The sequence below is a fragment of the Campylobacter gastrosuis genome (genome assembly GCF_030249845.1).
GTDB lineage: Bacteria > Campylobacterota > Campylobacteria > Campylobacterales > Campylobacteraceae > Campylobacter_A > Campylobacter_A gastrosuis.
Genome location: NZ_JANURM010000029.1, coordinates 1 through 12339, shown reverse-complemented (window position 1 = coordinate 12339; position 12339 = coordinate 1). Strand labels below are relative to the sequence as shown.

The following is a 12339-nucleotide window of genomic DNA, read 5'->3' as shown; positions in this document are numbered from 1 at the left end:
GTCCTTTTAAAAGGCTACACATTAGAGCCAGCAGGTGATGACACCACAGCACCAAATCAAGACAAGCGGATACCACAAGGACTTTATAACGTAGCGTGGCATAAAAGCCCACGTTTTAAAATGACATTGCCGCTTTTATTTAATGAGAGCGTGAGCCGTGAGCGGTTTATCTTAATCCACGCTGGGAACTATCCAAAGCATACTGAGGGCTGTATCTTGCTAGGGGATGCCCACGTAAGTAACGGCGTATTTAACTCAAAAACCACGCTAAATCAATTTTTAGGACTTACAAAAAATCAGGATTTTAAAGTAAAAATCGTTAATCACTTGTAAAATTAAACACCATTAATTTTATAAAATATCTCAATTTAACGTAAATCGTGATTTTAAACGCACCAAACCCATATTTTCAAAAATAGGTATAAACGCATTAAAAAAAACGTAAATCGTGATTTTAAACGCAATAATTAAACGTAAATCGTGCAGTATTGCAAGATGATTTTAAATGTTGTTGCAGTTTTTGCGACCAAGATTAGCCGTGTTGGCTACCCTCGGAGCAAAAACAAAACTCATTTAAAAGCACTTGCAAGACAAGCAGGACTAAAAACAAAGAGAGGATTAACAAAATGTCATCAAAATACGGCGTAAATATTGAGCTTTACAACGGCTCAAACAACCCTTATAAAATCAACAACGAAAGACCAATCGCAATCATAGGCGATGATGACACGTTAGCGGACGGCTTACACCTTTTTAGCGATATCCTAGACGCACTTAAAGAGGTAGGCAGTGGCTCAATAGCAGATACGCTAACCGATTTAAAAGCCACTGGCTTACACAATCAAATCGTTTTAAGCGTGTTTAAAAAATCAGATAACACCGATACAGACGCTACAAATTGTCAAAACGCCATAGATGAGCTTAAAAAATGCGAGGCAACGCTAGGGGCTAAGCCAAAATTCTTTTTAGCAGTTGGCTATAATGACAAAGGCACTCACGAGAAGCTAAAACAAATCGCAGCTTATTTAAGAGGCGTTTATGCCATAGAGCTAAACGAAACAAAAGAGGCACAAATAAATTTAGCCCTGCAAGAATACTCAACCAAAACATCAATCATCACTTATCAAAAAGTAATAAGAACCGATAAAGCCGTCCGCCCAGCAAGTGCCTTTATAATCGCACTTTATGCAAAAACAATGAGCGAAACCGAATACGGATTTTCGCAAACTTTCTCTAACCGAGTTATTGACGGCGTTATAGGAATTCAAGATAAAGTAGAGTTAATACAGGGCGAGGACTGCGAGGCAGACCGCTTACGTGGCAAGGGCGTAACGCTAATCATTGCAAATGACGGCATAAGAGCGTGGGGCGGTGAAACTTGCAACGATGATTTATTTACTTCAATACACACTTACGTTATCTTTTACACAGCCATAGACACGATTTTTAAAGCACAGGCAAGAGCTATTGATAAAAGAATGCGTGACGTGCTTAAAAATGTAGTTGATAGCCTAGAAGCCTTTTATTTAAGGTTGCAAAATAATAACGTAGTCGTAGGCTTTGAAATTTCAGTGCCAAAAGAGCTAAACAGCAACGAAACGATAAGCGAGGGGATAATTTATATCCGCCATAACGTCCAAGAAATGCCACTTATTAAGCGTATCGTAAATCGCATTTATAGAGTGACTGATTATTCACAAAAACTAATAGAGGAGCTTTAAAAAATGGCTTTTGATTTTAGCGAATTTGGTAACATTGAGAGTTTAGCAAAAATCGGAGTGGAAAAAATGCTAAATGACAACTTGCAAAATTTAAAGAGCGACAGAGCAAGGCTAAAAAATGAAGCCTTAAAGCTTTTAAACGACCCTTTTAACTCTAACGCATTTTTACAAACAGCGATAAAACTACATGAAACACAAAACGCAATTAACAAAATTTTAAATCAACTTGATGAATTAAAAAAAGCAAAGGATTAAAGATGACAAAAGCACAAGCATTTACAGGAGCTAATTTTTTCATTGACGGCGTGGGACTTTTAGGCGAGGTTGTAGATATTGAGCTGCCAAAAATAGAGGCTGAAACGATAGAAAGTAGCAGCGGTATCGGCAAGGTTGAAGTTACTTTACCCACCATTAAACCTTTAAGCGTAAAGGTGTCGGTAAATAACCTAAACGAGCTTTATTTTAACCTGCTAGACCAGTCAAAAACACAGAAATTTTACGTAAAAGCAAACGCAACCAATAGCGAGGGCGATAACACACAGCTAATCGCAACCTTTGAGGGTAAGATAAAATCAATGTCAGGGGCTAAAATAGAGTTTAACAAAGAGGCAAATTTTGATTTTGAAGCAAACGTAACATTTTATAAGCTAGAAGTTGGCGGAAAAACTCAAATCCTTTACGATGCGTTTAATAACGCTTATGAAGTTGGCGGATTTGACCTATTTAGCACCATAAGAAAAAACATACTTTAAAGGATTAAAAAATGGATAACATAGATTTTGAAGCTTACGGCAAAAAATGCTATTTGCAAAATGAAATTTACAGATTAGAGGGTAAAAAAGCAGGTTTAAAAAACGAGCTTTTAAAATCGCTTAACGAACCGATGAACGCCTTATTTTTTGAAAAAATAGCTAACAAAATGCTAAAAACCTTAAAAGAGATAGAACGCTTAAAAAACGAACTAGAAGCGATTAATTTTTTATAAAGGATTAAAAAATGGCACTTAAAAAATTAGAGAGAACAAAAGAGCTTTACACCTTTAAAGACGGGCAAGAAGTTTATTTAACCGCTCCAAGCTTAGGACAGATAAGAAACGCACAAAACGCTAAAAATGAAACCGAACAGCTCATTAAGCTTTTAGTTGATATGAGCAACGGCGAGATGGACGAAGCTTTTATTAATAGCTTACCACTTGATGAGGTCGCAAGACTTAGTGAGGTTGTTACAAGACTTAGCGGGGTAAATGACACAAAAAACTAAATGAGGGTATAGCGTTAATCACGCATACCCTAAATTTTACGTTTAGCGATGTAATGAGCTTAAATTTTAATGAATTTGTAGATTTTTACGAAATCGCAAAACGCCTAAACACATCAAATTAAGCGTTTAGGCGTTTAAATTTTAAACCGCCAAAGACATACAAAACACATTTTTACCCACTCACAAAACCATTAATCACGCTAAAAAACACATAAAAAACAACAAAAACAACCCCTAAACCAAAACAAATAGCCAACATAACAATAAACAACCAAAAAAACAAATTCACAACCAATTCAATACCTGCTAAAACTGCCCTTATTTTTGCAAAAACACCGCCCATTTTTTACCTCTTTTTATCGTTTGTATTTTTTTATCAAATTATACATTAAAATATATATTAAAATCAAAAAAGGCTAAAAAATGAGTAAATCGCCCGTGCTTACCTTTTCAATGGAGCTTAAAGGTTTAGACAATATCTTAAAAGGCATAAACAAAAGCCAAGTAACGATAAACGACAAATTAAATAGTGCAATAACCGATGGGCTAAAAAAATACAAAGAACACCTAAAAGAGCTTAAAATAAATCCAATACAGCCGCAGCAGTTTCACGACCATTTAAACACATTAAAATCAAAACTACAAGAAGCAACGAAAGCGAAAATCATTTTAGACACAACCGCCGCCCGTAAAAATTTAGAGAGTTTAAAGACAGATTTAATCGCATTGGTTGGCTCGGTGGCTTTTTTAAAAAATCCAATAAGTAGCGCCATTGATTTTGAGAGCAATTTTGCAGATGTTAAAAAAGTCGTAGATTTTAAAGACAATAACGATATTAAAAATTTTCAATCACAACTTAAAAATTTAAGCCGTGAAATACCTTTAAGCCTTAATGAATTAGCACAAATTACAGCCAGTGGCGGACAGCTAGGTATTGCAAAAGATAGTCTAATGGATTTTACAGCAACAGCGGCTAAAATGGGCGTAGCCTTTGATATGAGTGCAAAACAAGCGGGCGATAGTATGGCAACGCTAATGAATGTTTTTAATCTAAATGTTAAACAGGTTTCATCATTAGGAGATACAATAAATCACATCTCTAACAATTCAGCAGCCAAAGCAACAGACATCACAAACGCCTTAGCACGTGTCGCAGGTAATGCAAAGGATTTTGGACTTAGTGCAGATGCCACAGCAGGACTAACCTCTGCTTTTATTGCATTAGGTAAAGCCCCAGAAGTTGCATCAACAGCGATTAACTCAATGCTAACAACACTAAATAACGCAGACAAAGCCACAGGGAGCGTAAAAAAAGCCTTTGAAGCCTTAGGCATTAGCGGCAAAGCCCTAAAAAAAGAGATTATGCAAAATCCACAGCAAGCTTTAACCAATTTTTTGCACACCCTCTCAAAGCTACCAAAAAAGAACAAAACCGCAATTTTAACCGATTTATTCGGTAAAAATTTCAGTGATGACATAAGCTTATTAACTGGTGCTATTGAAAATTACGATAAAGCAATGAATTTAAGCAATGACAGCAAACGCACAGGCTCTATGCAAGATGAATTTAAAGCACGAAGTGAAACGACAGCTAATAACATTCAATTAATGAAAAATGCTTTTAATGAAATCGGCATAAATATCGGCTCTGTGTTTTTACCAGTCATAAACACCACTTTAAACGCTATTAATAAAATAAGCTATGCCATATCTGCTTTTACTGAAAAATTCCCTAACTTAACTTTGGGCATTTTTTCAACTATCGCAGCCATTACAGCATTAAAGGCGGCGTTTATTTTAAAAGAAGTTGTGGTAAATGGACTTACGATAATGTTAAGCTCGTATAAAAAAGTTTTAATGCTTTTGCCGTTTGAGTGCTTAAAGCTAACAGGTAGCCTAAATGATTGCAACTTAAAGCTAATTGCAAAAAATTTATACTTAAAAGCACTAATCACAACACAAACGCTATACCAAAAAACACTAAAATTAACCACTCTAAAAACCGCCATTTTTTCAAACAGCTTAAAAACTTTTAGCATTAGCGGTTTTATAAATGGCATAAAATCCGCCCTTGTAGCCTTTCGTGCGTTTAGCCTTGCCTTGCTAACAAATCCCATAGGCTTAGTCATCACAGCGTTAAGCGCCGCCGCTTTTTTAATTTACAAATACTGGGATAGAGTAAAGGCATTTTTTAGCGGATTTTTTGACGGCTTAAAGCAGGGCTTAGCCCCCGTTGTTGATGCGTTTAGTGGTGCATTTAATGCCATAAAGACCATTTTAAGCTCTGTTATATCACTTTTTAGCTCATTTTTAAGCCAAAGCGAAGCTACAAAAGAGAGCCTAATAGGTGCTACAAACGCAGGGGCTATCTTTGGCAAAGCCGTATCATTTGCAATTAGAGCCGTGCTGTATCCTTTTGAAGCACTGGCAAACATCCTAAACGCTATCGGTTTAATAATTGAGATTGTAAAATTAAAATTTAGCGAGTGGATAGATAAAGCCAAAAGCCTTTTAAATGAGATTTTGGAGTTTTTAAAGCCAGTTATTGATATGTTTAACACCATAACAGACGGCATTAAAAGCGTAGGCGATTTTATCGGTAACGGCGTGAATACAGCCACCGCCGCCGTAAAAGATACCTTAGGCATAGGCGATGGCAAAGAAAAAAAATGGTATAACCCTTTTAGCTGGGCTAACGATAAAACACCAAAAAACAACACAAAAGGGGCTATTGATGAGCTAAAAGCAAACAAAGCCAAAGAGAACCAAACAAACACCAACCAAAACACCATAAACGATAACAAAACCATAAATATCACAATGCAAAACTCAAACGCAACGCCTGCCGCCGTAGCCAAAGCGGTAAAAAATAGCTCGTATTCTTACGGAGATTAAAAATGCAGTTAATCACGATTGACAATTATATTTTTAGCATAGAAAACAACATAACAAGCCTACAAAAAGCCCTAAGCGTAAATTATGAGAAGCAGCAAACCATCACAAAGCCAGTTTATACGCATTTAGGTGGATACGAGGAGGTAATAAGCTTTAACGCTAAAATTTTACTAAACGACCACGCACTTTTTACAGGATTTGAGGAGCTAGTAAAAGAGGCAAGACCGCTAAAAATATCAGCCTTTGACTTAGTGCAGTTTAGGCATATTTTAATCAACTCACTAACGCAGGAGTTAGAAAATTTCACAAAGATACGATTTAACGGCGTATGGTATTACTCTAAAAATTTAAGCATAAACGGATATATTATTTAAAAAGGGGCTAAGCCCCCTATTCTATCTTTTTACCCCTTGCTTTTATCGTTTCTATCTCGCTAAGGCTTAAACTAGATAAAAAGGTAAGCACTTCATATCGCCAGTTACCACTTTCGCATTTAGCCCACTCGTTGATTGTAGGGTATGGTATTTTAAAAATTTCAGCTAACTTTTTACGGCTTAATTTTTTATCTTTCATTTAAAGCCCTCTCTAACTCATTTATACGCTTTCTTAACTTGCGATTTACATAAAGCTCGTAAAGCAAAAAAACAGCACACGCCAAACTACTAATATTTAAAACTAAATCCATTTTAAACCCTTTTTAAAAAATTTTCATCTATAATTACACGAAAGGCAAGGCGGCTTAAAGCCACCCTTTTATGATTTGGATTATGGTTAGAAGTGTTAGGACCACCTCTAACCACTCTTTTAAGTGATTAAAAGCTTTCATCCTCATCCACCTTTCTTAAATTTCAAAAGCTTTTTTTGCTTTTGATAAAATAATTATACTATCAAATCCATTATAAAACACTTAAAAATTATCTATTTTATAATTTTATCATTTTCACTTGTAACGCATACGCATTAAACACGCTAAAATAAAATCAAAAAGTAAAAAAATGGCAAATTTCAAAGACTTTGAAAGGGCTTTAAGCTCACAATTAAGAAACGCACTAAATAGGACGCTTACAAAAGCAAAAAAACAACAAATAGATTTAAGTTTAAAATATATCAATGTTGGAAAAAGATATTTTGAATTTTCTACTTCTAGAAGTAATGCAACACTTGATTATTTACGCATAGAGCTAAGAACTAGAAACGTCAATATAGGATTAAACCGATTTAAAAAAGATAAACCAACACGCACAGGCACAATAATTCAAATCGGCAATAAAGCGGTATTTTTTGAAGGCTTTGGCTTAAATTCAAACTCTACAACAGGCGGACGCATAATTATAAGTTCAAAAAATAAACCACCGCTAGACTGGGATACATCAGAGCATAGCCTGAAAAGTAGTTATAAAACAAAACACGGACGAAAATTTACAATATCACGCCCAGCTTTTATAATTCACAGACTACCCGAATCACTACCAGAATATACTTTAAAGAGCCTTGACAAACTTTTAAGATACTCGCAAGACATTTTTTCGCAGGAGCTAGAAAAATGAAAATTTACATTGCAAAAGATAACGAAACGCTAGACCATATTTGTTTTAAAATTTACGGCTCGTTAAAGACTGAAATTTACAGCGAGTTTTTACGAGTAAATGAAACGCTTTTAAATAAACACGCTTTAAGCGGTGGCGATGAGGTAAGACTGCCAGAGATTAAAACACAAAGCCAAAGAGAGGTAAAATATTTATGGGATTAGAGCAGTTTAAACGCCCCGAAGTTACGATTTTATACAACGACGTGGATAAAACCGACGCCATACACTGGACGGATATACAAATAAGCGATTTTGAGAGCGACGAAGCCGATACGCTAAGCGTTACTATGCTTTGGAGCAATGCAAAGCCAAGAGAGGATGATAATATTAAAATTTTTATTGACGGCTACTTTTTAGGCTCATTTACGATTACGACTATTAAATATAATTATTTAGTGAGCTTTGAGATTGAAGCCATATCAGCAAATTATTTTAAAGAGTTTAGGCAAAAGAAAAACCGCACATTTTTAGATAAAAGCTACAAAGACATTTTAACTCAAATCGCCAAAGAAAACGGCTATAACCTAAAAATAGACTTTGAGCGTATGGATGAGGTGGGCGATTTGGAGCAATACGACCTAAGCGACTGCGCTTTTTGTAAAAAAATAGCCGATGATTTAGAGATAACATTTTGCGTTAAAAATGACACGTTAATTTTTATTGACAAAGACAAAGAGACCAAGCGGACGGAGTATTTTTTAAATGATGATGAAATTTTTAATCTAAGCTATCAAATCAACCACGCTAAAATTTTCAACTCGTGCGAGATTAAATGGTTTGATACAAAGACAAATAAAAGCGTGGTGTCAAAGGTAGGCAAAGGCACACCAGTGCTAAAATTTAGCGACTTTGCACGTGATAAACACGAAGCATTAAGAAAGGCAAACGCAAAGCTAAAACGCCAAAAAAACAGCGTTTTAGCTGGGAGCGTTAGCACCATTTCAAAGCCATTTTTTGCAGGTGGCTATCTAACGCTAAATTTAAAGGACGAGCCATTTAAACTAAGGGCGTTAATCTCAAAAATCACGCATAAAATAAACACTAGCTGGACTTGTGAGATTGAATTTGCTTAATTGTGTTACTTTTTTACAAAGGACACTAAAACGGACACTAAATTAATTTATATCATAAAAACGCCTATATAATGGTATTTTTATGATATATTTAAATCCCTCTCTGTCCGCCACTGCTTAAAGAACTACAAAGAAATTAATCGCAAGTTATGGCAATCAAATCACGATTTTAACGCTATTTTAAAAAACTTTTTTATAAAATTACAGCAATAAAAAGAAAGCAAAAGAAAGGTCTAGCAAGTATTTTTATGCTTACTTTTTGGCTGACTTGCTAAAAAAATCAGCCAAAAAAAACGACAAAGTAAGCAAAAATAGTCAGCAAAAAGGATTAAAATGCCTAAAATATCGGCTCAACTAACAATAACGCAACTTAAAAATTTAAAGCCGAAAGATAAGGTTTATTTTGTAGGCGATAGCGATAATTTGCTCATAAAAATAATGCCCAACGGCACGAAAACCTTTATTTACGAATTTAAAATAAACAATAAGAAAAAACGCTTAACGCTCGGCAAATTTGGCGAGATGAGTTTATTAGAAGCAAGAGAGCGGCGAAATGAGCTTAAAAAGCAAATAAAGGGCGGGGAGTATTTAAAAATAAGCGACGCTTATTCGTTTAAGGCAGTGTTTGAGAAGTGGATAAAAACCAAAAGCAAAATAAGCCCTAAACAGCTATTTTGGATAAATCGGCGGTTTGAAGCCTTGCTTTTGCCGATTTTTAGCGATACGCCGATAAAAGAGATAAGCCGAAAGGATATTATAAACGCATTAAATCCGCTTTTAGAGAGCGAAAAACAAGAAACGGCTAAAAAGGTTTTAGGGGCATTAAACAGCTTTTATAAATTCGCCCTTTTGCACGAGTATGTAGAGCATAACATAATCGCCGATATTGACAAATCCGCCTTAATAGGCAAACGTGAAATAAAGCACTACGCTCATTTTAAAGATGAAGCGGAGCTAAAAAATCTAATAATGGCGATAAAAGGCTATTTTGGCGATATTCGTTTAAAGGTTTGCGCGCTATTTATGCTTTATACGGCGGTGCGTGGCGAGAATGCAAGGTTTGCTACGTGGGACGAGATAGATTTTAAAAATAGCCTTTGGCAAATACCGGCTAAAAAAATGAAAAACGGCAAGAGCCACGAAGTGTTTTTAAGCGATAGCGTGAAAAATATGCTTTTAGATTACCGCAAAATTTTACCTGTAAAAAGCGAGTTTTTGTTTCCGAGCTTAAAGAGCAATTTACGCCCCATTAGCGAAAATTCGGTCCGTGCGATGATTAGAAATTTAGGCTTTAATAACGAAATGATAACGCCTCACGGATTTAGGGCTACATTTAGCACGATAGCACACGAAAAGATAGACTTGCATAAACAAAGCTCCGATATTATAGATCTTTGCTTAGCTCACGTTGAGAAAAACAAGGTAAAAGACGCCTACAATCACGCTAAAAACCTAAAACAAAGGGCAGTTTTAATGCAATGGTGGAGCGATTTTTTAGACGCTCTTGTTTAAACTACCAAGAAAATCTTGGCAGTTCTTACCTTAAATTTCGCTCTAACTCTTTAAGCTCACTATCTCTGCCACTTCTTAGCATTGTGCCTAAAAGTTCAGGGTTAGTTTGTGCCATTTTTGGGTATTTATTAGCGTATCCCATAAACTTCTTATAAAGATTTGGAGCTGATTTTTTAAGCCCAGCACTTGCTAATTTTGCCCCAACAGCCCCGCCAAAAAAGCCTTTTATAAAGTTATCAAAATCAAGGCTAACGTCGCCGTTTTCATCACGACTAACGCCATTAAGTGAGCCTCCAAAAAGCCCTCCGCCGATAGTTAAATTAGCGTGGTAGATATTTTTATCATTTGGGTTAAACGTGCCTTTATTTTTTACGTGCTTTATTTGTGAGCTATCAAAGGCGATAATAAAGGGCTTTCCCTTTTCATCCCCGTCTAAAATAACGCCGTCATACCCTTTTTGTTTGAGAAATTCTTTTGTCTGTCTTGTATTTTTTTGATATGGTTCTAGCCCTAGTCCCCTTTTGAGTATCTCATTTTCAATCTCAAAAGGATAATTCGCATTTTTCTCACGTAAATCTAGTGGTTTTTTAATATTTAAATATACTTCATAAAAACCGCCTGTGCTGTGATTTTTAGCGTATTCTTTATCCGCAAACCAAAACCCATAACCGCTCTTGTCAAATTCATCTTTAAACTCCGTTATATTTTTTGCCGAGCTTCCGTGATAAAACACCTTTGGCGTGCCGTCTTTGTTCTTTGTTATCTCGTGGCTGTCTTTATGCCAATTTTTTAAATTTTCATCGTAACTTAGCTCTTTGGCTTCGTTTTGTGGTATAATTTCATCAGAGCCGTTAGCAGATAGATTGGTTCCATTCTGCTTTAAGCCACGACTTGGTCGAGATTCTGCGTGGGACGGCTCTTTTTTATATGCCGTGATTATCCACTCATTCTCTCCTTTGCCGTGCCACCCTTGCGATAGTCCTAATCTATAATTTCCCTCTTGCGTATTGTAAATTATAGTCTTTATATTAGCCGTATTTACAACTTCGCCATATTCAACTATCTTATTAAGCCCTTTTGCAACTCCGCCAAACTCTTTAAAATCATCGGCGTGGCGTTCTATGATTTTTTTAAGTCCGATTTTATCATCGCCCCAAACTAAATCAATATCGCCTAATCCGTCCTTATAAAACGCCCCAGCTACTTGTCCTTGTTTTTCAATTAAAAGCTTTTTAACCGCTCCATTGCCATCGTGGTAAAACTCTGCGTAATTTGTGCCAAATTCTTTAATAGGAGTTATGCCCGCAAGCGTTTCTATATTTTTACGTAATCTTTCTCTTGTTTTTATTGCGTGGTCTTCGGTGGAGCCGTATTTTTTTATTACGTGTTTTATGGTTTCTTTTTCGCTTAGCATTACATATCCCTTGCCCCCACCAGCATCTTTTGCGAGCGCAAAATAAAGCTCGCTCGCTTCGTGTTCTGCTTCTTTTGTATCCTTTGCTTTGTTTTGTGGTATAATGTCATTATTAGTAAAAGGTGGATGAGAAGAAGTCAGTTCTCCCTTAAATTCATCGCTATAAGCGGACAGGTTCGCGGTAATGCCTTTTACTTCATCTGGTATCGCCCCTTTTGTCTTTTTATAAGAAGTTATAATCCACTCATTTTCGCCCTTGCCGTTAAATCCTTTTGATAAGCCGACTAAAAAATAATCATCGCCGTGCTTATGCCAAATCGTTTTTACGCCGTTTTTGCTTACAACTTCGCCATATTCAACTATCTTATTAAGCCCTTTTGCAACTCCGCCAAACTCTTTAAAGTCATCGGCGTGGCGTTCTATGATTTTTTTAAGTCCGATTTTATCATCGCCCCAAACTAAATCAATATCGCCAAGTCCCTCTTTATGAAACGCTCCTGCTACTTGACCGCTTCTTTCAGTTTCTAGCTTTAAGATAGCCTGAAAGCCGTCGTGATAATACTCTGCGTAATTAGTGCCAAACTCTTTAATAGGAGTTATGTTGTATTCTTTTTCTATTATAGCTCTTAGCTCTGCCCTTTGCGTATCGGTTAATTTTTTACCGCTAAAATGCGACCTTAGCTGCGCCTTTGCACTCTGTGCGGTTTCTTTTTTCGGTGTCGCTTCATCCGCTACTTTGGCTAAATTTTGCGTTGCTTCATCATCAAAGGGATTAAAAAGCTTGTAATCATAGCCTAAATACTCACTAGCTTCTAAATCATCTTTTAGCCTTTGTAGTTGCTCTAAACTCGCCGTGCCTTTTTTTATCTGTGCGAC

The 12339-nt window shown here is 36.1% G+C and carries 16 protein-coding genes; 12 read left to right on the top strand and 4 right to left on the bottom strand.

Features of this window, described 5'->3' with window-relative positions; translation table 11 throughout:
- The 6 genes from NYG85_RS11375 to NYG85_RS11350 form a co-directional block, all read left to right on the top strand.
- On the top strand, window positions 1-333 hold a 333-nt coding region (locus NYG85_RS11375; RefSeq protein ID WP_284938746.1), incomplete at its 5' end, for a DUF5675 family protein.
- A gap of 293 nt (window positions 334-626) precedes the next feature.
- Window positions 627-1721 (top strand): phage tail sheath protein, encoded by a 1095-nt coding sequence (locus tag NYG85_RS11370; protein WP_284938745.1) that lies wholly within the window; start codon window positions 627-629, stop codon window positions 1719-1721.
- Between the two features lie 3 nt (window positions 1722-1724).
- The gene (locus NYG85_RS11365) at window positions 1725-1976 is read left to right on the top strand and encodes a hypothetical protein (protein ID WP_284938744.1); all 252 of its coding nucleotides are present in this window, start codon (window positions 1725-1727) and stop codon (window positions 1974-1976) included.
- Between the two features lie 2 nt (window positions 1977-1978).
- Window positions 1979-2473, top strand: a complete 495-nt coding sequence (locus NYG85_RS11360) for a phage major tail tube protein (RefSeq protein ID WP_284938743.1) — start codon at window positions 1979-1981, stop codon at window positions 2471-2473.
- An 11-nt stretch (window positions 2474-2484) separates the two neighbouring features.
- Window positions 2485-2706 carry a hypothetical protein gene (locus NYG85_RS11355; RefSeq protein ID WP_284938741.1) on the top strand — a complete coding sequence of 74 codons (222 nt, stop codon included), beginning with the start codon at window positions 2485-2487 and terminating at the stop codon, window positions 2704-2706.
- 11 nt (window positions 2707-2717) lie between these two features.
- Window positions 2718-2981: a hypothetical protein gene (locus NYG85_RS11350; protein ID WP_284938740.1), complete on the top strand. Its 264-nt coding sequence runs from the start codon at window positions 2718-2720 to the stop codon at window positions 2979-2981.
- A 172-nt stretch (window positions 2982-3153) separates the two neighbouring features.
- Here the strand turns inward: NYG85_RS11350 and NYG85_RS11345 are convergent, their stop codons facing one another.
- Window positions 3154-3324 carry a hypothetical protein gene (locus NYG85_RS11345; RefSeq protein ID WP_284938738.1) on the bottom strand — a complete coding sequence of 57 codons (171 nt, stop codon included), beginning with the start codon at window positions 3322-3324 and terminating at the stop codon, window positions 3154-3156.
- Window positions 3325-3404: 80 nt separating this feature from the next.
- Here NYG85_RS11345 and NYG85_RS11340 point away from each other — a divergent pair, with 80 nt between their 5' ends.
- Both NYG85_RS11340 and NYG85_RS11335 read left to right on the top strand, forming a co-directional pair.
- Window positions 3405-5876 (top strand): phage tail tape measure protein, encoded by a 2472-nt coding sequence (locus NYG85_RS11340; protein WP_284938737.1) that lies wholly within the window; start codon window positions 3405-3407, stop codon window positions 5874-5876.
- Between the two features lie 2 nt (window positions 5877-5878).
- The gene (locus NYG85_RS11335) at window positions 5879-6250 is read left to right on the top strand and encodes a hypothetical protein (RefSeq protein WP_284938736.1); all 372 of its coding nucleotides are present in this window, start codon (window positions 5879-5881) and stop codon (window positions 6248-6250) included.
- A 16-nt stretch (window positions 6251-6266) separates the two neighbouring features.
- On the opposite strand, the gene NYG85_RS11330 is transcribed toward NYG85_RS11335, so the two are convergent.
- Window positions 6267-6449 (bottom strand): hypothetical protein, encoded by a 183-nt coding sequence (locus NYG85_RS11330; protein WP_284938734.1) that lies wholly within the window; start codon window positions 6447-6449, stop codon window positions 6267-6269.
- Complete coding sequence (locus tag NYG85_RS11325) at window positions 6439-6561, bottom strand: hypothetical protein (protein WP_284938733.1); 123 nt, start codon at window positions 6559-6561, stop codon at window positions 6439-6441. The genes NYG85_RS11330 and NYG85_RS11325 overlap by 11 nt, the downstream gene beginning before the upstream one ends.
- 310 nt (window positions 6562-6871) lie before the next feature.
- Between NYG85_RS11325 and NYG85_RS11320 the strand changes: the two genes are divergently transcribed.
- The 4 genes from NYG85_RS11320 (at window position 6872) to NYG85_RS11305 (ending at window position 10049) form a co-directional block, all read left to right on the top strand.
- Window positions 6872-7423, top strand: a complete 552-nt coding sequence (locus tag NYG85_RS11320) for a hypothetical protein (RefSeq protein WP_284938732.1) — start codon at window positions 6872-6874, stop codon at window positions 7421-7423.
- Window positions 7420-7626: a tail protein X gene (locus NYG85_RS11315; RefSeq protein ID WP_284938731.1), complete on the top strand. Its 207-nt coding sequence runs from the start codon at window positions 7420-7422 to the stop codon at window positions 7624-7626. The genes NYG85_RS11320 and NYG85_RS11315 overlap by 4 nt, the downstream gene beginning before the upstream one ends.
- On the top strand, window positions 7617-8537 hold the full coding sequence (locus tag NYG85_RS11310; RefSeq protein WP_284938729.1) for a phage late control D family protein: 921 nt from the start codon (window positions 7617-7619) through the stop codon (window positions 8535-8537). The genes NYG85_RS11315 and NYG85_RS11310 overlap by 10 nt, the downstream gene beginning before the upstream one ends.
- A 333-nt stretch (window positions 8538-8870) precedes the next feature.
- Complete coding sequence (locus tag NYG85_RS11305; protein ID WP_284938727.1) at window positions 8871-10049, top strand: tyrosine-type recombinase/integrase; 1179 nt, start codon at window positions 8871-8873, stop codon at window positions 10047-10049.
- A gap of 25 nt (window positions 10050-10074) precedes the next feature.
- On the opposite strand, the gene NYG85_RS11300 is transcribed toward NYG85_RS11305, so the two are convergent.
- A partial coding sequence (locus tag NYG85_RS11300; RefSeq protein WP_489752959.1) for a putative barnase/colicin E5 family endoribonuclease occupies window positions 10075-12339 on the bottom strand: 2265 nt, incomplete at its 5' end.